Origin of the sequence: Sphingomonas sp. 3P27F8 (assembly GCF_005502745.1) — a bacterium.
Classification (GTDB): domain Bacteria; phylum Pseudomonadota; class Alphaproteobacteria; order Sphingomonadales; family Sphingomonadaceae; genus Sphingomonas.
Genome location: NZ_SCNL01000003.1, coordinates 52,809 through 73,134 on the forward strand (window position 1 = coordinate 52,809; position 20,326 = coordinate 73,134).

At 64.4% G+C, this 20,326-nt stretch carries 21 protein-coding genes; 12 read left to right on the top strand and 9 right to left on the bottom strand.

The annotated features are described in order from the left end of the window. Positions 1–14: 14 nt before the first annotated feature. Positions 15–347 carry a hypothetical protein gene (locus FFS35_RS04960; protein WP_137786030.1) on the bottom strand — a complete coding sequence of 111 codons (333 nt, stop codon included), beginning with the start codon at positions 345–347 and terminating at the stop codon, positions 15–17. Here FFS35_RS04960 and pspF point away from each other — a divergent pair. Together pspF and FFS35_RS04970 are read left to right on the top strand one after the other, a co-directional pair. After that, complete coding sequence (gene pspF / locus FFS35_RS04965; RefSeq protein ID WP_137786031.1) at positions 334–1,371, top strand: phage shock protein operon transcriptional activator; 1,038 nt, start codon at positions 334–336, stop codon at positions 1,369–1,371. The two genes, FFS35_RS04960 and pspF, sit on opposite strands and share 14 nt — an antisense overlap. Positions 1,372–1,434: 63 nt before the next feature. Next, positions 1,435–2,046, top strand: coding sequence for a superoxide dismutase (locus tag FFS35_RS04970; RefSeq protein ID WP_137786032.1), 612 nt, complete (start codon positions 1,435–1,437; stop codon positions 2,044–2,046). Between the two features lie 60 nt (positions 2,047–2,106). Here FFS35_RS04970 and FFS35_RS04975 read toward each other — a convergent pair whose 3' ends face one another. The 4 genes from FFS35_RS04975 to FFS35_RS04990 form a co-directional block, all read right to left on the bottom strand. Then, positions 2,107–2,718, bottom strand: coding sequence for a septation protein A (locus FFS35_RS04975; protein WP_137786033.1), 612 nt, complete (start codon positions 2,716–2,718; stop codon positions 2,107–2,109). Further along, the gene (gene ftsY, locus FFS35_RS04980) at positions 2,715–3,653 is read right to left on the bottom strand and encodes a signal recognition particle-docking protein FtsY (RefSeq protein ID WP_137786034.1); all 939 of its coding nucleotides are present in this window, start codon (positions 3,651–3,653) and stop codon (positions 2,715–2,717) included. The genes FFS35_RS04975 and ftsY overlap by 4 nt, the downstream gene beginning before the upstream one ends. Beyond that, a complete protein-coding gene (locus tag FFS35_RS04985) occupies positions 3,650–4,837 on the bottom strand; it encodes a MiaB/RimO family radical SAM methylthiotransferase (protein ID WP_137786035.1) in 1,188 nt (395 codons plus the stop codon). The genes ftsY and FFS35_RS04985 overlap by 4 nt, the downstream gene beginning before the upstream one ends. 70 nt (positions 4,838–4,907) lie before the next feature. Further along, entirely contained in the window at positions 4,908–6,074 is a 1,167-nt protein-coding gene (locus tag FFS35_RS04990; protein WP_171007511.1) for an EAL domain-containing protein, read from the bottom strand. A gap of 437 nt (positions 6,075–6,511) precedes the next feature. Between FFS35_RS04990 and ffh the strand changes: the two genes are divergently transcribed. From ffh to FFS35_RS05040, 9 genes are all read left to right on the top strand, one after another. Continuing rightward, positions 6,512–7,993: a signal recognition particle protein gene (gene ffh, locus FFS35_RS04995; protein WP_137786037.1), complete on the top strand. Its 1,482-nt coding sequence runs from the start codon at positions 6,512–6,514 to the stop codon at positions 7,991–7,993. Positions 7,994–8,027: 34 nt separating this feature from the next. After that, entirely contained in the window at positions 8,028–8,519 is a 492-nt protein-coding gene (rpsP, locus tag FFS35_RS05000; RefSeq protein ID WP_137786038.1) for a 30S ribosomal protein S16, read from the top strand. A gap of 50 nt (positions 8,520–8,569) precedes the next feature. Next, the gene (gene rimM, locus FFS35_RS05005; protein WP_137786039.1) at positions 8,570–9,067 is read left to right on the top strand and encodes a ribosome maturation factor RimM; all 498 of its coding nucleotides are present in this window, start codon (positions 8,570–8,572) and stop codon (positions 9,065–9,067) included. Positions 9,068–9,127: 60 nt separating this feature from the next. After that, complete coding sequence (locus tag FFS35_RS05010; RefSeq protein ID WP_171007512.1) at positions 9,128–10,663, top strand: serine hydrolase domain-containing protein; 1,536 nt, start codon at positions 9,128–9,130, stop codon at positions 10,661–10,663. Continuing rightward, on the top strand, positions 10,660–11,379 hold the full coding sequence (gene trmD, locus FFS35_RS05015) for a tRNA (guanosine(37)-N1)-methyltransferase TrmD (protein WP_137786041.1): 720 nt from the start codon (positions 10,660–10,662) through the stop codon (positions 11,377–11,379). Before FFS35_RS05010 ends, trmD begins: the two co-directional genes overlap by 4 nt. 11 nt (positions 11,380–11,390) lie before the next feature. Continuing rightward, a complete protein-coding gene (rplS, locus tag FFS35_RS05020; protein WP_137786042.1) occupies positions 11,391–11,774 on the top strand; it encodes a 50S ribosomal protein L19 in 384 nt (127 codons plus the stop codon). A gap of 122 nt (positions 11,775–11,896) precedes the next feature. Continuing rightward, positions 11,897–14,122, top strand: coding sequence for a S9 family peptidase (locus tag FFS35_RS05025; RefSeq protein WP_137786043.1), 2,226 nt, complete (start codon positions 11,897–11,899; stop codon positions 14,120–14,122). 165 nt (positions 14,123–14,287) lie between these two features. Continuing rightward, complete coding sequence (locus tag FFS35_RS05035; protein WP_137786044.1) at positions 14,288–15,316, top strand: aspartate-semialdehyde dehydrogenase; 1,029 nt, start codon at positions 14,288–14,290, stop codon at positions 15,314–15,316. Further along, complete coding sequence (locus tag FFS35_RS05040) at positions 15,313–15,747, top strand: GFA family protein (protein WP_137786045.1); 435 nt, start codon at positions 15,313–15,315, stop codon at positions 15,745–15,747. Before FFS35_RS05035 ends, FFS35_RS05040 begins: the two co-directional genes overlap by 4 nt. A 9-nt stretch (positions 15,748–15,756) precedes the next feature. Here the strand turns inward: FFS35_RS05040 and FFS35_RS05045 are convergent, their stop codons facing one another. Genes FFS35_RS05045 through FFS35_RS05055 form a run of 3 tightly spaced genes read right to left on the bottom strand, consistent with a single transcriptional unit; the run spans position 15,757 to position 18,843 of the window. Then, positions 15,757–17,325 carry a DHA2 family efflux MFS transporter permease subunit gene (locus FFS35_RS05045; protein ID WP_137786046.1) on the bottom strand — a complete coding sequence of 523 codons (1,569 nt, stop codon included), beginning with the start codon at positions 17,323–17,325 and terminating at the stop codon, positions 15,757–15,759. Next, positions 17,325–18,401, bottom strand: coding sequence for an HlyD family secretion protein (locus FFS35_RS05050; RefSeq protein WP_137786047.1), 1,077 nt, complete (start codon positions 18,399–18,401; stop codon positions 17,325–17,327). Before FFS35_RS05050 ends, FFS35_RS05045 begins: the two co-directional genes overlap by 1 nt. Then, positions 18,394–18,843, bottom strand: a complete 450-nt coding sequence (locus FFS35_RS05055; RefSeq protein ID WP_171007513.1) for a MarR family transcriptional regulator — start codon at positions 18,841–18,843, stop codon at positions 18,394–18,396. Before FFS35_RS05055 ends, FFS35_RS05050 begins: the two co-directional genes overlap by 8 nt. A 142-nt stretch (positions 18,844–18,985) precedes the next feature. On the opposite strand from FFS35_RS05055, the gene FFS35_RS05060 reads away from it, so the two are divergent. Beyond that, a complete protein-coding gene (locus FFS35_RS05060; RefSeq protein WP_137786049.1) occupies positions 18,986–19,747 on the top strand; it encodes an alpha/beta hydrolase in 762 nt (253 codons plus the stop codon). 84 nt (positions 19,748–19,831) lie between these two features. On the opposite strand, the gene FFS35_RS05065 is transcribed toward FFS35_RS05060, so the two are convergent. Beyond that, positions 19,832–20,308, bottom strand: coding sequence for a hypothetical protein (locus FFS35_RS05065; protein ID WP_171007514.1), 477 nt, complete (start codon positions 20,306–20,308; stop codon positions 19,832–19,834). Positions 20,309–20,326 lie beyond the last annotated feature (18 nt).

Here is a 20,326-nt window from a genome sequence, read left to right on the forward strand (position 1 = left end):
CCGGCGGCGGCGACTTAAGCGATCGAACGATCGATCGCGGTCGCCTGAACTGCATTCCCCTGATTGGCCGGGCCGACCGCGGCGATCAGCATCGTCGCGCTGGCGAGGATGGTGAGGGCGAGGGCGGCAGCGTTGCGGCCGATGATGTCCAGCTTGGTCATGTCTTCCTCCGAGATTTTGATCTGTTGCTCCGTCGTTTGACGGTTGCCAATAGCTTTGCAGGAGGCGTGCCAATTCTGTTTTTGGCTGATTTCCGTCACTTTTGCCCAGCGCTGCCGAAAAGTTGCGATCACCCACTTGCCAAGCGTTGGGAAAATTCGCCAGTTATTGGTGATGGAGCGCAGCACGCAGGTTATCGGGCAGTCCGGCGTATTTCTCGACGTGCTGGAGCGTGCGAGCCGCGCGGCGGCGCTTGATCGCCCGGTGCTGGTGATCGGGGAACGCGGCACGGGCAAGGAATTGGTCGCTGAAAGGCTCCACCGGCTCAGCCCGCGCTGGGATCAGCCGCTGGTCGTCATGAACTGCGCGGCGCTGCCCGAAACGCTGATCGAGGCAGAGTTGTTCGGGCACGAGGCCGGCGCTTTCACCGGCGCGACCAAGGCGCGAGTCGGCCGATTCGAGGAGGCGGATCGCGGCACCTTGTTTCTCGACGAACTCGGCACCTTGTCTATGGGCGCGCAGGAACGGCTGCTGCGCGCGGTAGAATATGGCGAGGTGACGCGGATCGGCTCTTCGCGCCCGGTTCGGGTGGATGTCCGCATCGTCGCGGCCACCAACGAGCATTTGCCGGACAAGGTGGATCGCCACGAATTTCGCGCCGACCTGCTTGACCGGCTTTCGTTCGAGGTCGTGACCCTGCCCCCGCTTCGAGCGCGGCGCGGTGATATCCCCGTGCTGGCGGAATTCTTCGGGCGCCGGATGGCGGCGGAACTTGGCTGGGAAAGCTGGTCCGGCTTTGGCCCTGCGGCACTGGATGCGATGCTGGAATATCGCTGGCCGGGCAATGTGCGCGAGTTGCGCAACGTGGTGGAGCGCGCCGTTTATCGCTGGAATCTGACCGATCCGATCGACGTGATCGAATTCGATCCCTTCGCCTCGCCGTACCGTCCCGGCAGCAGCGGATCGCCATCGCCGGTCAACCCGGCTGCCGCGCAGTCTGCCGGTTCGAGCGATGGCGACGAGGTCGCCGCGTGCGACATGGGGCCATCGGATTTCAAGAGCCGGGTGGCGCGGTTCGAGAAGGAACTGCTGACGCGCGCGCTGGCGGAGAATCGCTTCAACCAGCGCTCCACCGCCGATGCGCTCGGCCTCAGCTATGACCAGCTTCGCCATGCACTCCGTCGGCACGATCTGGTCGGAGCGGTTGCGTAACGACGTTTCGGGAGCCATTTGGGCCGCGTCGCGTTTGCCTGCGCGAGACCTAAGGAGGATCTAATGGCTTTCGAACTCCCCCCGCTTCCCTATGCCTATGACGCGCTGGAGCCGGTCATCTCGAAGGAGACGATGACCTTTCACCATGACAAGCATCATGCTGCCTATACCGCCAAGCTGAACGAGGGCGTCGATGCCGATCCCAAACTGGCCGGCAAATCGATCGAACAGATCCTTGGCATGATCTCGCAACTCCCGCCGCTCGTGCGCAATAACGGCGGCGGTTATTGGAACCACGATTTCTTCTGGAAGATCATGGGGCCGGCTGGTTCGACCCAGCCGTCGGGCAAGCTCAAGGAAGCGATCGATGCCTATGGCGGGCTCGACAAGCTGAAGGAAGATTTCAACGGCAAGGGCGCCGGGCAGTTCGGCTCCGGCTGGGCCTGGGTGATCGCTGATTCGTCGGGCAAGCTGAAGGTCACGTCGACGCCCAATCAGGATAATCCGCTGATGGACGATGCGAAGGAACCGGGCACCCCGATCCTTGGCAACGACGTGTGGGAGCACGCCTATTACCTCACCTACAAGAACGATCGCCCCGGCTATCTGAAGTCCTGGTGGGACGTCGTGAACTGGGACGAGGCCGGCCGCCGTTATGACGCCGCGGTAGGCTGAGCGCGTTTCCGCAAAACCGGAAGGGAAGGGCGGTGCCGCTTTGGCGCCGCCCTTTTCGTATCACCCTTCCGGCGGGATCGTTTCGGGCGCGCTGCCAGCCTGCAGGCCGTGCTTCATCAGCATCGGCACATTGGCGAAAGCGAACACCAGCGTCAGTGGAATCGCGCCCCACAGCTTGAACCCTACCCAGAAATCGGTGGTGCTGTTGCGCCACACGGCCTCGTTGAGCACAGCCATGAATACGAAGAAGATCGCCCAATTGCGGGTAAGCTTGCGCCACCCCTGCTGATCCAGGCCGGGATACGCGGTTTCCAGCAGGCTCTGGAGCAGGGGCCGCCCGGTCGCAAGGCCGAAGCCAAGCACGGCGGCGAAGATCGCATAGACGAACGTCGGCTTCATCTTGATGAAGCGCTCGTCGTGAAAATAGATTGTCAGCCCGCCGAACACCAGCACCAGCGCCGCGGATATCAGCAGCATCGGCGAGACGCGCCCGGTTCTGAACCATGACATCGCCAGCGCCACGACCATCGCGATCATGAACGCGGCGGTCGCCGCGATGATACGGAAGATCGCTGCGCCGGGCGCCAGGAAATTTACCGCGAAAAACACGATCAGCGGCCCATAATCCAGCGCGAGGCGGAAGCCTGCGGATGCGTTGCGCTGCTCGCTCACTTGCGTGCTCCTTCGTCCACCCCGGCGATGATCCGGCTGACTTCGTTGGCATCGAAAGGTCTCAAATCGGTCATCCCCTCGCCCATGCCGATGGCGTGAATCGGCAGGCCGTAGCGCTCCGCGGCAGCGACCAGCACGCCGCCCCGCGCCGTGCCGTCCAATTTGGTCATCACCAGCCCGGTGACGCCCGCCACTTCCTTGAACACCTCGATCTGCGACAGCGCGTTCTGCCCGGTGGTTGCATCCAGAACCAGTACCACGTCATGCGGCGACGCCGGGTTGATGCGGCCCAACACGCGGCGAATTTTCGCCAGCTCGTCCATCAACTCGCGCTTGTTCTGGAGCCGGCCGGCAGTGTCGACGATCAGGACGTCGATGCCGGTCGCGGTCGCCTGCTTCACCGCGTCCCATACTACGCCAGCCGCATCGCCGCCCTCCGGCCCGGTTACGATCGGTACGCCAACGCGCTCGGCCCAGGTCGCAAGTTGCCCGATTGCGGCGGCACGGAACGTATCGCCCGCCGCGAGCATCACGCCATAATCCTGTTCGAGGAACAGGTGCGCGAGTTTGGCGATCGTGGTGGTCTTGCCCGAACCGTTGACGCCGATGACGAGGATCACCTGCGGGCGGGGAAAAGCATCCACCTCGATCGGCCTTGCGACCTGCGCCAGCACCTTCTCCACTTCCTCGGCGACGACCAGGCGGATACCCAGATCTTCCATGTTGCGCTCGAAGCTGCCTTCGGCAAGCCGCGCGCGGATTTTGCCGGCGGTTTCAGGCCCGAGATCGGACGCGATCAGCGCCTCCTCGATCTCGTCCAGCGTCGTATCGTCAAGCGGGGCGGTGCCGAGCCCGGTGAGATTGCCGATCAGCCGATCGGACGTACGGCGAAAGCCGCCGAGCAGCTTTTCGTGCCAGGATGGAGTGGTGCTCATATGGGTGTTCCGATGAGGTAATCGTCAGTCGCGCAGATGAAGCGCACCGACAGGAGTTCGCCGACCGCGGCAGTGGGCGTAGCTGTCAGCCGCGCGTCCGCGAAGCCGCCGGTGTGGCCGCGATCGCCGGGTTTTTCCAGCACAATGGCCTGCTCGGAGCCGATTTGCCCCGCAAGCCAGATGCGTTTCAGCCGCGCCGCCGCGTCACGCAACCGTGTGGCGCGTGCGCGGGCGATATCGGTCGGCACCTGCGGCATCCGCGCGGCGGGCGTGTTTTCGCGCGGCGAATAGGGGAATACATGCGCATGGACGATTGCGCATTCCTCGATCAGCGCCAGCGTATTGGCGAACATCGTCTCACTTTCCGTCGGGAAGCCGGCGATCAGGTCTGCTCCGATCGCGACGTCCCGCTTTGCCTTGATCCGTTCGATCATGCGCACTGCATCGCCGCGAAGATGGCGCCGCTTCATGCGCTTCAGGATGAGGTCGTCACCCGCCTGCAATGACAGATGGAGATGCGGCATGAGCCGCGCTTCGCCAGTGATGAGTTCGAACAGGCGATCGTCGATCTCGATCGTGTCGAGCGACGAGAGCCGGAGCCGGGGCAGAGCTGGAACGCCGACAAGAATGCGCTCCACCAGCCCGCCAAGCGTCACATCCCCGTCGGCATAACTGGTGAGATCGACCCCGGTCAGCACCACTTCGCGCGCGCCGGCCTCCACCAGTGCCGCGATACGCGCCACGATCTCACCGGCCCGGTCGCTTCTGCTCGGCCCGCGGCCCGCGGGGATGGCGCAGAAGGTGCACGCGTGGTCACAGCCGTTCTGCACGCCGACGAAAGCGCGGGCATGGCGACGCGGCGGGGCGCGATTGGGGAATCCGCTCCAGGTGGCGGGAAGCAACTTCGCCGTATTGCTCACCACCCGCGTTACGCCTGGAAGCGCGGCGAAGCTCTCGGGATCCATCTGTGCCGCGCAGCCGGTAGCGACGATCTCCGCCGTCGGACGAGCGCGGTGCGCGCGGCGAATCGCGGCACGGCTCTGTTTGACCGCTTCGTTGGTGACGCCGCAGGTATTGACCACGACGGCGTCGCGCGGGCCGATCAGGCCGCGGATCGTTTCGCTTTCGGAAAGATTCAGGCGACATCCCAGGGTCACGACGTCGGGTCGGGGCAGGGCGGTCATGCGGGGCGATCTAGGGAGGAGCGGCGCGGAAGTCCACGAAAACGCCGCGCGCGGCGGTTGTCTGCGCGCCTCAGCTTGCCAGTCGGTCGGGAACTACGGCCATGGGTATCAGTCGCTGCTCGGCCAGCATCCGGCGGGTCTGCATCAGATTCATCGGCTGGCCGAACACATAGCCCTGGCCGATCGTACAGCCCATGGCGCGCAGACGATCAGCGATTCGTGCGCTTTCCACTCCCTCGGCGACAACAGGCAGATGCAGGCTTTCGCCCAGTCGCAGGATGGCGTCGGCGATCGAGGCGCGGGCGGGATCGTCCACCATCCGGGTCACGATCGAGTGATCGATCTTGATTCGATCGAAAGGCAGTGCCCGCAGATGCGTGAGGCTGGAAACGCCGGTGCCGAAATCGTCGAGCGCGACGCGTACGCCCTGCGCCTTGAGGCTCTCGACGATCGACGGCGCGACCCCGTGCGGGTCCATCAACGCGCCTTCGGTAAGCTCGATCTCCAGCCGCGCGGGAGGATAGCCCAGTTCGGTCAGCAACCGGATCACTTTCTGGGCGAGCCACGGATCGCGCATCTGCGGCACCGCGAAATTGACGGACATTATCAGTCGCTCATCCCAGTCCCGCGCCGCGAACAGGGCCTGCCGCATAACGGAAAGGGTGAGATCCGCGATCGCGCTCGTCTCGCTGGCGATGTCGATGAAATGCGCTGGCGCGATAACGCCATGGACGGGATGCTCCCATCTGGCGAGCACCTCGAACCCGAGAAGATCGCCGCTCTGAAGATCCATCACCGGTTCGAAATACGGGATGATCGCGCCGCTTTCGATCGCATCCGGCAGGCTGTGCGCTACCGTATCGCGCGCGCGCCGCCGGGTGGCCATGCCCTCGTCGAACCACAGGCTGCGGACGCCCTCCGATCTGGCGGCCAGCGCGGCTGTCTCCGCCGCTTCAATCAATCTTTCCATCGAGGTGGCGTCGCGATCCGATCTGGCAAGGCCGATGGTCGCGCCTCGCGCCCCGAACTCACCTCGCTGCGACAGCAATGATCCGAGATGGCTCGCCACCTGATCTGGCCCGTCGGCCGCATAGGGATCGATGGTGATGGCGCACGCGAGCTGGGTCGGGTGGACGACGCCGATCAGTGCGTCGGTGGGAAGGATGGCGGCAATGACGGGCGCGAGATCGCCAATGGCACCGACAGGCGCATCCGGCCCGATCTCGATAAGTATCACAGCGATCGGGCGCGTGCCCGCGCGAGCCAACACCCTACCGCCGGCTTCGAGCAATCCCTGACGATTGCATAGTCCCGTTGCCGGGTCTCGCGGGATTGCGCGATTGATGCGTGAGCGCGGTGCGGACAGGCGCCGGCCGGGCAGGCGCGACAGTATAAGGAAGGCTACAACCAGCGCGGCCACGCTCAACAGAGAAATTATGGCGAGCGTTTCCATTGGCGACCTTGTCCTCCCGAGCCGGTATGGAATCGATCTCGCACAACGGGGTATAGAAGCCGTTAAGCGTGAACGGCTTGCCTCTATCTGTGCTTTGCGTTAGAGGCCGCGCCGCGTTCCGACGTTGAACGATAAGGAAAAGCGCCCATGTGGTGCACGCTGGCCGGCGAGGTTTCGCCCGCCGGCGCTTTTTCGTTTGGGCCGGATGAGAAGGGTTTTGGATGTTCGACAGCCTCAGTGATCGTCTTGGTGGTGTGTTCGATCGGCTGCGCGGCCGTGGCGCGCTGACCGAGGCCGACGTGCGCCAGGCGATGCGGGAGGTGCGCATCGCGCTGCTCGAGGCGGATGTGGCGCTGCCGGTCGCGCGCAAGTTCGTCGAGGATGCGACGGAAAAGGCGGTCGGGCAGAATGTGCTGCGCTCGATCACGCCGGGGCAGCAGGTCGTCAAGATCGTCAACGACGCGCTGGTCGAGATGCTCGGCGGCGCCAACCCGCAGGATGCCGCGCTCGATCTCAATGCGGCGCCGCCGGCTGTCATCATGATGGTGGGTCTGCAGGGCTCCGGCAAGACGACCACCACCGCTAAGATCGCCAGGTTGCTTGCGGGGAAGGAGCGCAAGAAGGTGCTGATGGCGTCGCTGGACGTCAATCGCCCGGCCGCGCAGGAGCAGCTGGCCACGCTCGGCAAGCAGATCGAGGTGCAGACGCTGCCAATCGTCGCCGGGCAGCAGCCGGTCGATATAGCGCGGCGGTCGTTGCAGGCGGCGAAGCTCCAGGGTTTCGACGTGCTGATGCTCGACACCGCCGGGCGCCTTCATGTCGATCAGGCGCTGATGGACGAGATGCAGGCCGTCGCGGAAATCGCGCGGCCGCAGGAAATCCTGCTCGTCGTCGATTCGCTGACCGGGCAGGATGCGGTCAACGTCGCGCAGAACTTCTCCCAGCAGGTGCCGCTGACGGGCGTGGTGCTGACCCGCATGGACGGCGATGCGCGTGGCGGCGCAGCACTGTCGATGCGGGCCGTTACCGGCAAGCCGATCAAGTTTGCAGGCACCGGCGAAAAGCTGGATGCGATCGAGCCTTTTCATCCCGAGCGTGTGGCCGGCCGCATCCTTGGCATGGGCGACGTGGTTTCGCTGGTTGAACGCGCGGCGGAGGCGATCCAGCAGGAAGACGCCGAGCGCATGGCGGCGCGGCTTTCCAAGGGCCAGTTCGACATGGACGATCTGCGTGGTCAGCTCGCCCAGATGCGCCGGATGGGCGGTCTTGGCGCGCTGGCGGGCATGATTCCGGGCATGAAGAAAGCGCAGCAGGCGATGGCCTCTGGCGCGGTCGACGAGAAGATCCTGCTGCGCATGGACGCGATGATAACCTCGATGACGCCAAAAGAGCGCGGCAAGCCCGAGCTTATCAACGCCAAGCGCAAGATCCGCATCGCCAAGGGCAGCGGGACGACCGTGCAGGACGTGAACAAGCTGCTCAAGATGCATCAGGAAATGTCCACCGCGATGAAGCGGATCAAGAAGATGGGCGGCCTCAAGGGCATGATGGCGATGCTCGGCAAGGGTGGCATGGGCGGCCTGGGCAACGCGCTCGGCGGCGCGGAACTGGGGGACATGCTGGGCAAGGCCGGTGCCGGCCTGCCGGGACTTCCCGGCGGTGCCGGAGGCCTTCCGCCAGGTTTCGGAAAATTCAAGAAGTAAGCATAACCAAGATAGTTGGAAGGAAGAAGTACCAATGGCTCTCAGCATTCGCCTGTCGCGTGGCGGCTCCAAGAAGCGTCCGTATTACCGCATCGTTGTTGCCGATGCGCGCAGCCCGCGTGACGGCAAGTTCATCGAGAAGATCGGTAATTATAACCCGCTGCTCGGGAAGGAAGACGAGAAGCGCGTCGTGCTCGACGCCGAGCGCGCGAAGCATTGGCTGGGCGTCGGCGCGCAGCCGACCGACCGGGTGGCGCGGTTCCTCGATGCGGCTGGCGTGCGTGAGCGCGCGGCGCGCAACAACCCGAACAAGGCCGAGCCGGGCGAGAAGGCCAAGGAGCGCGCCGAGGAGCGTGCCGAGAAGCTGAAGGCGGCGGAAGAAGCGGCGGCCGAGGCGGCCGCGGCACCCGCTCAGGAAGAGACGGCGGCTGAGGCCGAGGGCGTGGTCGCGGCAGAGGTCGAGGCTGCCACCGAGGAGCCGACCGCAGAGGCCGCGCAGGTCGCCGACGCGACGTCCGAGCAGTAAGCCCTGCAACGGATCGCGGCGGTCTCGTCGCGATCCGTCCGGCCAGCAAGATGAGCGAGAAACCGAAAACCGTATCGGAGCCTGATGTCGTGCTCGCCGTCATCATCGGCGCGCACGGAATTTCGGGAGAAGTGCGGCTAAAGGTATTCGCCGACGATCTGGATGCGCACCGGGCATTCAACGGCGGCACGCTGACGCTGAAATCCCTGCGGCACGGCTCGAATGGGGCGATCGCCCGCTTCGCCGAGGTGAATGACCGCAACCGCGCGGAGGCGCTCCGCGGCACGGAATTGTCCGTGCCGCGTTCGGCGCTCCCGCCGCTCGGCGAGGGCGAATATTATCACTGCGACCTGATCGGCCTTGCGGCGGTTTCCGCTGGCGGCGAGGCTCTAGGCCATGTGATCGCGATCGAGAATTTCGGTGCCGGCGACGTTATCGAGATCGAGCGCGACAACGGCAAGCGCTTCATGGTGCCGATGCGTGTGGACGCGGTGCCCGAATGGGATCATGAACGCCTGATCATCGCCCCGGCCTTCGTCGAAAGCTAGGCCATTGCCGCCGTCGCGGCGGCGCGCGATCAGATGCGCCGCCCAACGGAGTTCCTGCTGATGATTCGCCGTTCGATAGCTGCGCTCGCTCTTGTGACCAGCGCTGCCGTAGTGACCGCGCAGGAACGGCCCGCAAACCAGGCGGCGAAAGTAGCGACTCCCGGCGCGATCGATGCGATCGGGCCGCAACTGACCGCTTATTTCGACACGTGGATGAAGAACGCGCATGTGCCGGGGCTGGTGTTCGGGGTTGTCAGGGATGGCCGCCTCGTCGTGGTTCGCGGCCTCGGCGTACAGGATGTGGCCAGCGGTGTGCCGGTGACGGCGGACAGCAGCTTCCGTATTGCCTCGATGTCAAAGGCGTTCACCGCGCTCGCGATCCTCAAGCTGCGCGATGCAGGCAAGCTGTCGCTGGACGCGCCGGCGGAGCGTTACGTGCCGCAGATGGCCGGCTGGCGCTATCCGACCAAGGATTCGCCGCGCATCACCGTCGCAGATCTGCTCCACCACACCGCCGGCTTCGTCGAGGATAATCCCTGGGGCGACCGCCAACAGCCGCTTTCCGCTCAGGCGTTCACCTCAATGCTGAAAGCCGGTGTGCCGTTCGCGCGCGCGCCCGGCCTGAAGATGGAATATTCCAATTTCGGCTATGCCACGCTTGGCCGGATCGTCTCGAACGTCTCGGGTATGCCTTACGAGCGCTACATCCAGCGCGAGATTATGGCGCCGCTGGAGATGAAATCCACCGGCTATGACGTCATCAACATGCCGCAGCGGGGACGGGCGCTTGGCTATCGTTGGCAACAGGACGCAGCGGGACAAGGGGGCTGGGTGCGCGAGCCCGACATGGCAGACGGCGCGTTCGGCGCGATGGGCGGGGTGCAGACCAGCGCGCGAGACTATTGGCGCTGGGTTGCGTTTCTGCTGTCCGCGTGGCCGGCGCGGGACGATACGGATACCGGCCCGGTAAAGCGCGGCACGGTGCGGCAGATTGTCGAGGGCGCGAATTTCGTCGAGACGCGTGAGCGCCCGCCTTTTCTCGGCGCGCCGTGCCGGCAATCCTGGGCTTATGGCAAAGGCTGGTTCAATGTCGCCGACTGCGATCTCGGAAAGGTTCTGACTCACACCGGCGGGTATCCGGGATATGGATCCGTGGTTGCGCTTTTGCCGGAAGCGGGGGTGGGCGTGTTCGCCTTCGCCAACCGCACCTACGCTTCGCCCGTCCAACCGGCGTTTCAGGCGCTGATGACGCTACGCGCGGCCGGGCTGGCGAGCGATCGACCGTTGCAGGTTTCCGCCGGTCTCGCCCGTGCCTACGATGCGGCCAAGGCGAGCTGGCGCAGCGGCGATCCGGCCAGTGCACCGCTTGCCGTGAACGTGCCGCTCGATCGCGATCTCGCGCGTCGCCGCGCCGATATCGCGGCGTTGAAAGCCACAGTCGGCGCCTGCGCGATGAACGAGCCGATCGCGCCGCTCTCCGCGATGGAGGGTACATTCGTGTGGGCCTGCGCGAATGGCGCGGTGGCGGGCCGCGTCCAGCGCGCGCCGACCCCGGCGCTGAGCCTTCAGGTGCTGGAGTTCAAGCCCGCGCCATGACCTTCGATGCAACCGTCCTGACGCTCTATCCGGAGATGTTTCCCGGGCCGCTGGGCCAATCGCTGGCCGGGCGCGCGCTGGGCGAGGGGCGCTGGTCGCTGAATGCGGTCAACATCCGTGATTTCGCGACCGACCGGCACAAGTCGGTGGACGACACACCGGCCGGGGGCGGCGCGGGCATGGTGCTCCGCGCGGACGTGGTGGCGCGCGCGCTCGATCATGTCGCGGACGAGCGCCCCGTTCTGGCGATGACGCCGCGCGGCGCGCCGCTAACCCAGGCACGCGTACGCGCGCTCGCCGCCGGGCCGGGCGCGGTGATCCTCTGCGGCCGATTCGAGGGATTTGACGAGCGCTTGTTCGAGGCGCGGCCGATCGAGCAGGTCGCGATCGGCGATTACGTGCTGTCCGGCGGGGAGATGGGGGCGCTCGTTCTTCTCGATGCTTGCGTTCGGCTGCTTCCCGGCGTAATGGGCGCCGCTTCAAGCGGGGACGAGGAAAGCTTCGAAAGCGGCCTACTCGAATATCCGCATTATACCCGACCTTATGAATGGGAAGGGCGCAGGATCCCCGAAGTGCTGCGATCGGGGGATCATGCGAAGATCGCCGCCTGGCGGAAACGACGGGCGGAGGATGACACACGGCTAAGGCGGCCGGACCTTTGGGAACGTCACACTGGCGTTCGGGTCGGCCGCCCTCTGGCGCGCGGCGACGATTGAGGACGTTTCAGATGAATCTGATCCAGCAGCTCGAAGCCGAGCAGATCGAAAAGCTGACCGCGAAGCGCGCGATCCCCGAATTCCGCCCTGGCGATACGCTGAAGGTCGGTGTGAAGGTGATCGAGGGCGATCGCGCCCGTGTCCAGAATTACGAGGGCGTGTGCATCGCGCGCTCGAACAAGGGCATGGGTTCCAGCTTCACCGTGCGCAAGCTTTCGTTCGGTGAGGGCGTGGAGCGCGTTTTCCCGCTGTATTCGCCGAACATCGATTCGATCGAGGTGGTACGCAAGGGCGCGGTCCGTCGTGCCAAGCTGTATTACCTGCGTGGTCGCACCGGTAAGGCGGCGCGTATCGCCGAGCGTCGCGACAACCGTCAGGCCGCTGCGGCGGAGTGATTTCCACTTATCGCTGATGCGTCAGGGGCGCGGACGGGATGCCGTCCGCGCCTCTTTCTCGTTTTCCGGCCTTGTGTTTTCGCCTGCATCGCGCTTTCGCCGTTTCTTCAACGGAGAAAGATATGCGCGCATGGCCGCTTGCGATTGCCCTTGCCTGTTCCGCTGCCGCGCTGGCGTCCTCGGCCGTGGCTGAGACGATTGCCTCAGGCGGGCCGCTCACGCTGGAGCGCGTTTTCGGCAGCCCCGATCTGGCCGGCGCTCAGCCCCAGGCGCTGCGGCTCTCCCCTCAAGGCGACCTGCTCACAATGGTCCGCAACCGCCCGGACGAGCGAACCCGTTATGACCTGTGGGCGATCGACACGCGCACGGGCACGGAACGGATGCTGGTGGATTCCCGCAAGGTGGGCAGCGGCGCGGCGCTCTCCGAGGCGGAGAAGATGCAGCGCGAGCGTGATCGCAGCAAGACCGGCAAGACCGGCATTCTCGATTATGACTGGGCGCCGGACGGGCGCTCGCTGCTCGTGCCGATCGATGGCGAGTTGTTCCTGGCTGGCCTGGATGGCAGCGCTCGCCGGATCGAGGGAACGGCGGGAGCGCTCAATCCGCTGATCTCGCCACGCGGCGCTTTCCTGAGCTTCGTGCGCGATCAGAACCTGTGGGTGCAGCCGCTCGCCGGCGGCGCGGCGCGTGCGCTGACCAGCCGGGGCGGGGGTACCGTCCATTTCGGCGAGGCGGAGTTTGTCGCGCAGGAGGAGATGAACCGGCGCGCCGGCTATTGGTGGTCGCCCGACGAACGCCACATCGCGGTCGAACGCTTTGACGAGCAGCCGGTGAGGATCTTTACCCGCGCCGCGATCGGAGCGGCTGGCACCAGCATCGTCCAGCAACGCTATCCCGCCGCCGGCACGCCGAATGTGCTCGTCGAACTGTGGATAATGCGCGCCGACGGATCGGGGCGGGTGAAAGTTGATCTCGGGCGCGATCCCGACATCTATCTCGCGCGCGTGGACTGGACGCCGGACGGCTCGGCACTGCTCGTACAGCGCCAGAGCCGCGATCAGCGCACGCTCGATATGCTTCGCGTCGATCCGGCGACAGGCAAGGCGACAGTGATGTTCAGCGAAAAGGCTGGCGCAAAGAGCTGGGTCAACTTGTCCAGCGCCTATCGCGCGATGCCGGACGGCGGCCTGATCTGGCTGTCCGAACGCAGCGGCTTTGCGCATCTCTATCTTTGGAAAGCGGGCAAATGGACGCGGCTCACCAGCGGCGACTGGGTGGTGACCGGGCTGGTCGGGGTGGACGACGCTTCCGGGCGGATCTTCTTCACCGGCAATCGCGATGGCGTGCTGGAACAGCACCTCTACGCGCTCGATACCCGGACGCATGCGATCACACGCCTCACGCAGGCCGGCTGGTGGAACAGCGCCAGTGCCGACGGGGCCGCCTCGCGCTTCATCATCACGCGCTCCAACGCGGGCCAGCCGCCGCAAACCTATCTTGCCGACGCGACGGGCAAGCGGTTGTCATGGATCAACGAGAATGCGGTCGGCGGCGCGCACCCCTATGCCCCTTATCTTGCGGCGCAGCGACCGACCGAATTCGGCACGCTGAAGGCCGATGACGGAACGACACTCTACTGGAAGATGATCGCGCCGACGCTCGAACCAGGCAAAAAATATCCTGTGTTTTTCCAGCATTATGGCGGGCCGCACAGCCAGACCGTCTCGCGCGCCTGGAGCCCGCCACTGCTGCAATATCTCGCGCAACAGGGCTGGATCGTCTTCCAGCTCGATAATCGCGGCTCGCCCAATCGCGGCAAGAAGTTCGAGGATGCGATCTGGCACGCGATGGGCAGCGTGGAGGTTGCGGACCAGCTGGCCGGGGCGCGCTATCTCAAAACTTTGCCGTTCGTCGATGCTCAGAAGATCGCCACTTATGGCTGGTCTTATGGCGGCTATATGTCTTTGAAGATGCTGGAGAAGAATCCGGGCGTCTATGCTGCGGCCGTGGCTGGCGCTCCGGTTACAGACTGGGCGCTCTACGATACGCATTACACCGAGCGATACATGGGCGATCCAACGAAGGACGCCGCCGCCTATGCCGCGTCGAGCGCGCTGCCGGATGCGACGAAGATCCGCGATCCATTGCTGATCATGCATGGCATGGCGGACGACAACGTGTTCCTGGATAACACCACCGCACTGGCCGCGAAGCTGCAGGCGGCGGACATGAAGTTCGAGATGATGCTCTATCCGGGAAAGACGCACGGCGCGGTCCGGGACATCCATCCGTGGACGACGCTGCTCGAATTCCTCGACCGCGAGGTGAAGAACAAGCCGGCGCGATAACGGCGGCGCGATGCGATATCGCAGGAATCGGACGCGATCGTCGATCATCTCGCGCGCGTTCATTGCTGCGCACACGCCACCTGGCAGGCCAGCACGCACGATTAGAATAAGGTTGCTGGCGCGCGCGCAATCACTGTAGTGCCGCGCTGCAACAAGGAGTGAGTCATGGGTTATCGGGTGGTGGTTGCGGGTGCGACGGGCAATGTCGGGCGCGAGATGCTGAACATCCTCGCCGAGCGCGAATTCCCGGCGGACGAGATCGCGGTCGTCGCCAGTGCACGCTCCACCGGCGATCAGGTCGATTTCGGCGAGACCGGCCGCAAGCTGAAAGTCCAGAATATCGAGCATTTCGATCCCGCTGGCTGGGATATGGCGCTGTTCGCTATCGGCAGCGACGCCACCAGGATATATGCGCCGAAGTTCGCCGCGGCAGGGTGCACGGTGATCGACAATTCGTCGCTCTACCGCATGGACCCGGACGTGCCGCTGATCGTGCCTGAGGTAAATCCGCAGGCGATCGACGGCTACACCCGCAAGAACATCATCGCCAATCCCAACTGCTCGACTGCGCAGATGGTCGTCGCGCTGAAGCCGCTGCATGATGCCGCGACGATCAAGCGCGTCGTGGTCGCGACTTATCAGTCGGTGTCCGGCGCGGGCAAGGCGGGGATGGACGAGCTGTTCGAGCAGAGCCGCAACATCTTCGTGGGCGATCCGGCCGAGCCGAAGAAATTCACCAAGCAGATCGCGTTCAACGTGATTCCACACATCGACAGCTTCCTCGACGATGGCTCGACCAAGGAAGAGTGGAAGATGGTCGCGGAGACAAAGAAGATTTTGGATCCGAAGATCAAGGTGACGGCGACGTGCGTACGCGTGCCGGTGTTCGTCGGCCATTCGGAGGCGATCAACATCGAGTTCGCGAACGAGATTTCCGCTGTCGAGGCACAGAATATCCTGCGTGAGGCGCCGGGAGTGATGCTGATCGACAAGCGCGAGGATGGCGGGTACGTTACGCCGATCGAGTGCGTTGGTGACTACGCGACTTTCATCAGCCGCGTACGTGAGGATTCCACCGTGGATAACGGACTGTCGCTTTGGTGCGTCAGCGATAACCTGCGCAAGGGCGCGGCGTTGAACGCGGTGCAGATCGCCGAATTGCTCGGCCGTCGGCATCTGAAGAAGGCGGGATGACGATCACTGGCGGCTGTCGCTGCGGCGCCTGCCGCTACGAGCTCGCGCTCGATGCGCTGCCGCCGGTCTATGCCTGCCATTGTCATATCTGTCAGCGTGCGTCAGGCAGCGCTTTCAGCCTGCAGGCGCTCGTTCCCGAATCCGGTTTGCACGTCGCTGGGCCGATCGTTGTTCACGAGATCACGACCGAGGACCGGACCTCGATCCAGCGCTTTTGCGGCACCTGCCATTCGCGGATTTATAATACCAACACGCGCCGGCCCGGTGTCGCGGTGGTTCGCGCCGGCACACTCGATCGCTCCGAGGAGCTGGAGTGTCGCGCGCACATCTTCACGCATTATCGACAGGCCTGGGTGACGTTGCCCGGCGACGTTCCGCAATGGCCGGAGATGGCGCCGCCCGCCGAGTTCATGGCCGCGCTCACCGGCTGAGGCGACACCTTATTCGGAATGGATCACCTCAAGCCGGCCCTTGGGCTTCTTGAGCAGCAGCACGAGCGGAATGGCGGCAATGCTGATCCAGCTCATGAGATAGAAATCGTCGATATAGGCGATCATCGCTGCCTGCTTGTTTATCATCGCATCTGCGAACGCGAACACACTGTCGCCAAGGCTGCCCAACTGGTCGATCTCGCTCAGGTTGATTGCGGGCATCTTGTCCTGCGTCACATGCTGGACGAGATCGGCGTGGCTCACCTGGATATTGCGGGCGAGCATAACCGTCACCATCGAAATGCCGGCGGACTGGCCGATCGAGCGCATCAGGTTCAGCAGACTTGCGCCATCGGTACGGTAACGATTGTCGAGCGTGGCGAATGCCAGCGCGTTCATCGGCATGAACACCAGCCCCATGCCAAGGCCCTGGATAAATCCCGAAATGACGACAGGCCAAAAATCCATCTGCAGGGAATAGCCGGCCATCTGGCGCAGCGAGAGCGCGAATATCCCCAGCCCGAACATGATTACCAGGCGGGTATCGACCCGACCCATCAGCCGCCCCGCGAGCCACATGGTGAAGAGCACGCCCACGCCGCGCGGCGCCATCATCAGCCCCGTGTCGATCACGGGATAGCCGAAAAGCTGCTGGAGCATCGGCGGCAGCAGCGCCATCGGCGCCATTGTCGAAACGCCGATCACCACCATGAAGAACATGCCGGTGACCAGATTGCGATTGCCGAAGAGATGCCGGTCGAACAGCGGCTTCTTCGCAGTGGCGAGATGAACGATACCCATCCACGCGAACGCAGCGGCGATCATGCCTTCGGCCACGATTTCCCAGCTCGAAAACCAGTCCCGGTCCTGGCCGCGATCGAGCATGAGCTGGAACGAGGCGACGGCGATACCGATAAAGAGAAACCCGAGCCAGTCGAACGAGCGATGCGCGCGCGGGCGCGACGGCAGCAGGAACCACAATATTCCGAACGTCACCGCGCCAACCGGCACGTTGACGTAAAATACCCAGCGCCAGTTGTAGCTTTCGGTTAGCCAACCGCCGATCACCGGGCCCATGATCGGCCCTACCATCACGCCCATTCCCCAGACGCTCATCGCCTTCGCCGCATTTTCCGGCGAATTGATATCAAGCATGGACGTTTGCGACAGCGGGTTGATGAAGGCGGCGAAGATCCCCTGCAGGATGCGGAATACCACCATTTCCTCCAGGCTCACGGCGGTGCCGCATGCCATCGAGGCGAGGATGAACCCGCCGACCGCGATCAGGAACAGATTGCGGCTGCCCAATCGGTCGGAAAGCCAGCCGGTCGCTGGCAGCGCGATCGCGGTGGCGACGATGTAGCTCGTCAATACCCAGGTGACCGTATCGGCAGTCGCGCCGAGGCTGGTTTCCATATGCGGCAGCGCGACATTGGCGATGGTAGTGTCGAGGATCTGCATGATCATCGCCCCCATCACGCCGATGGTCAGGATACCGCGATGCCTGACGGGCAACAGCGGCTGACCGGGCGGGGTGGCGATCGGCGGGTTTCCGGCCGGAGCGGCGGCGGACGCCATCAGCGATCCTTCGTGTCGATCTTCACGTCAGTGGAAAGCCCGGCGATCATCGCGCGCGGCGGTTTTCCATCGATCGCGATCCGTACCGGTACGCGCTGTGTCACCTTCACCCAGTTGCCGGTCGCATTCTGCGCCGGCAGCACCGAAAACTCGCTCCCGGTGCCGGCGCCGATCGACTGCACCCGGCCCTTCACCTTGAGGCCGGGATAGGCATCGAACGACAGCTCGGCCGGCTGGCCGACGCGCATATGGTTCAGATCGGTTTCCTTGAAATTCGCCTCGACCCATGCCTGCTGACTGACGACCAGGCTCAGCGCCGGAACACCGGAGGGGGTGATATTGCCGACCTGCAAACGCCCCGTCTGGCTCACGACGCCGCTCTTCGGCGCGCGAACAACGCTCCGCTCGAGATCATATGCCGCCTTCTCGCGTTTCGCGAGCGCGACCTGGATCGCGGCCGGCTGACCCGATCCCCCGCCGGAGCCGAGTTGCTGGCGCGCGCGCGCCGCCGCCGCATCGGCCGTCGCCAGTTTCGCCTTCGCCGCCGCCACGCCCTGTGTAGCGGCGTCGAATGCCGCGCGTGTGGTGAAGCCCTGCTTCATCAACGCCGCCTGCCGTCCGTACGTCGCCTGCGCCAGCGTCAGTTCGGCACGGGCATTCTGGATATCGGCGGCTGCGCTGCCGGTATCGGTCGCCATCGTGGAAACCTGCACCCGCGCGGTAGCCAGATCGGCATCCGCTTGCGCCAGCGCGATACGATAGGGCTCGGGATCGATGCGGAACAGGATATCGCCGGCCTTCACCGGCTGGTTCTCGCGCACGTCGACCTCGACGATACGGCCGGATACGTCCGGGCTGATCGATATCATGTCCTGCCGAACATAGGCATTGTCGGTGGAAATATACCGGCCGGACGTGAGATAGAAATATCCGCCGATCGCGACGATCAGCAGCGGTATGCCGAGCATCAGCACCAGCCGAGGCAACCCGCGACGCTTCGCCGGAACATCCTGGTTTGCAAGAACCGACATTTCGCTGTCGGCCGCGAATGCGCGTTTGGGGTCTGCGTCAGCCATGAGCGACGCCTTTCTGTGGTTGCGGTGCGTCGGCAAGGTTCTCGCGAATCCGGTTCAGCACCTCGGAAAGCTGCGCGATAGTTTCTTCCGGGATGCCGCGCAGCGCCTGCGCGGTAAGCTCCGCACCGCGCCCGCGCAGCTCATCGAGAACAGGATGGGCCTTGTCCGTCAGGAACAATTGCCAGGCACGTCGATCGTTTGGATCTCGGCGGCGTTCGACCAGGCCGGATTCCTCCAACCGGTCGATCAGCCGGCACAATGTTATTGGCTCCACCTCAAGGATATCGGCAAGGCCGCCCTGATTGATGCCCTCCTGCCGACTGATGCCCAGCAACGCCTTCCACTGTGTCCGGGTTGCGCCGAGCGTCCGCGCGCGCTCGTCGAAACGGCGGCGCAACAGGCGAGAGGTGTCGCTGAGCAGGAAACCGAATGTCTCTGTCATGCCTCGCATATAATAAGCATGCTTATATAATGGAAGCGCGGGATCATGACAAAGTGGCAATATTTCTGCCGTTGTTTGCCCGGCTTGCGTTGCAGCCGCCGCGACGAATATCAAGCGACGATGTATCGATGGCCATCAGCAGGTGAAAATGCCCCCGAGTGAGACACGCTTTTTCGACAGTTTCGATGGCGTCCGCCTGGCATGGCGAGAGATGGGCGAGGGGCGGCCGGTTGTTCTGATCCACGGCTATTTTTCCGACGCCCAGACCAACTGGATCCGGTACGGCCAGGCGGCAGCGATCGCCGCGAGCGGTTTTCGCGTCATCATGCCGGATCTGAGGGCGCATGGCGAAAGCGCGAAGCCGCACGAAATCGGCGCCTATCCGCCTGATGCGTTGACGAAAGACGGGCATGCGCTGATCGCGCACCTGGGTCTTACCGATTACGACCTCGGGGGCTATTCGCTCGGCGCGCGCACCACCTCACGGATGCTTGCTACGGGGGCCACACCGCGCCGGATCGTCTTTGCTGGAATGGGGCTGGATGGTCTTACGTCTGCCGAGCGGCGCGCAGACCATTTCCGAAACATTCTCAATAACCTCGGCAAGCATCAGCGCGGAAGCGCCGAGTGGATGGCGGAGGCGTTTCTCAAAACCACCGGCGGCGATCCGATAGCGCTGCTCAATGTCATTGACACTTTTGTCAGCACCCCAGTCGAGGTGGTAAGTGGGTTCGCCTGGCCCGCGCTGTGCGTGAACGGGGTGGACGATCATGATAACGGGTCCGCCGCAGCATTGGCCAATGCCTTGCCCGACGCCAAGTACGTCGAGATTCCCGGCAACCACATGAGCGCCGTCACCAAACCGGAGCTTGGCCGCGCGATCGCCGGGTTTCTCGCCGCCTGATTTTCCGCTCAGCCCTTGTCAGGGATCGAATTCTCATCCGCGATCCCCGCGCGGAACGAGGCTGAGCTGTCGGTCCCGTCCGGGCTATGCGCGCCGCCGCTCGAATTCGCTTTCTTCGAGGTTGAGCCGCGCAGGGAAAGGAGCGCCGCGGTTGCCGCCGCACCGACCATGGCGAGGCTGCCGGCGATCGCGGCGGTGCCCCATTTGCCGCCAGCCTTCTCGCCGCCCTTGGAGTCGCGGCCGGCGCCACTCGATTTGCGGGCTTTCGGCGTCGCCGTCTTGCCGTTCGGCTTTGGCTTGGCGGCGGGTCTGGCGGCTTTGGCTGCGCCAGCGCCCGTTGCCTCGCCGCGCGATCTCGTAATCGATTTGGCCGCCGGTTTTGCAGCAGTTGCCGGCGCTTGCTTCGCTTTCGTCGACGTCGGCGTGGCGGCCGGCTTCGGCGCGCTCGTTTTGCGCGGCGCGCGCCGCGGCGTCGCAGCACGAGGAGCGGCGGCGGGTTTGGTTGTTTCCGGCGTGTCGGCCATGCGCATTCTCCCTGAAATCAATTCGTGGATCGATCAACGCACGGCCGCCCCGCTC

Bases quoted from the DNA above. Each gene is read 5' to 3' on its own strand.
- FFS35_RS05025 (WP_137786043.1), top strand. From the start codon at position 11,897: ATGCGCGCATGGCCGCTTGCGATTGCCCTTGCCTGTTCCGCTGCCGCG.
- FFS35_RS05055 (WP_171007513.1), bottom strand. From the start codon at position 18,843: ATGACAGAGACATTCGGTTTCCTGCTCAGCGACACCTCTCGCCTGTTG.
- rimM (WP_137786039.1), top strand. From the start codon at position 8,570: ATGAGCGAGAAACCGAAAACCGTATCGGAGCCTGATGTCGTGCTCGCC.
- FFS35_RS05040 (WP_137786045.1), top strand. From the start codon at position 15,313: ATGACGATCACTGGCGGCTGTCGCTGCGGCGCCTGCCGCTACGAGCTC.
- ftsY (WP_137786034.1), bottom strand. From the start codon at position 3,653: ATGAGCACCACTCCATCCTGGCACGAAAAGCTGCTCGGCGGCTTTCGC.
- FFS35_RS05045 (WP_137786046.1), bottom strand. From the start codon at position 17,325: ATGGCGTCCGCCGCCGCTCCGGCCGGAAACCCGCCGATCGCCACCCCG.
- FFS35_RS05010 (WP_171007512.1), top strand. From the start codon at position 9,128: ATGATTCGCCGTTCGATAGCTGCGCTCGCTCTTGTGACCAGCGCTGCC.
- ffh (WP_137786037.1), top strand. From the start codon at position 6,512: ATGTTCGACAGCCTCAGTGATCGTCTTGGTGGTGTGTTCGATCGGCTG.
- pspF (WP_137786031.1), top strand. From the start codon at position 334: ATGGAGCGCAGCACGCAGGTTATCGGGCAGTCCGGCGTATTTCTCGAC.
- FFS35_RS05050 (WP_137786047.1), bottom strand. From the start codon at position 18,401: ATGGCTGACGCAGACCCCAAACGCGCATTCGCGGCCGACAGCGAAATG.
- rpsP (WP_137786038.1), top strand. From the start codon at position 8,028: ATGGCTCTCAGCATTCGCCTGTCGCGTGGCGGCTCCAAGAAGCGTCCG.
- FFS35_RS05035 (WP_137786044.1), top strand. From the start codon at position 14,288: ATGGGTTATCGGGTGGTGGTTGCGGGTGCGACGGGCAATGTCGGGCGC.
- trmD (WP_137786041.1), top strand. From the start codon at position 10,660: ATGACCTTCGATGCAACCGTCCTGACGCTCTATCCGGAGATGTTTCCC.
- rplS (WP_137786042.1), top strand. From the start codon at position 11,391: ATGAATCTGATCCAGCAGCTCGAAGCCGAGCAGATCGAAAAGCTGACC.
- FFS35_RS04970 (WP_137786032.1), top strand. From the start codon at position 1,435: ATGGCTTTCGAACTCCCCCCGCTTCCCTATGCCTATGACGCGCTGGAG.
- FFS35_RS04985 (WP_137786035.1), bottom strand. From the start codon at position 4,837: ATGACCGCCCTGCCCCGACCCGACGTCGTGACCCTGGGATGTCGCCTG.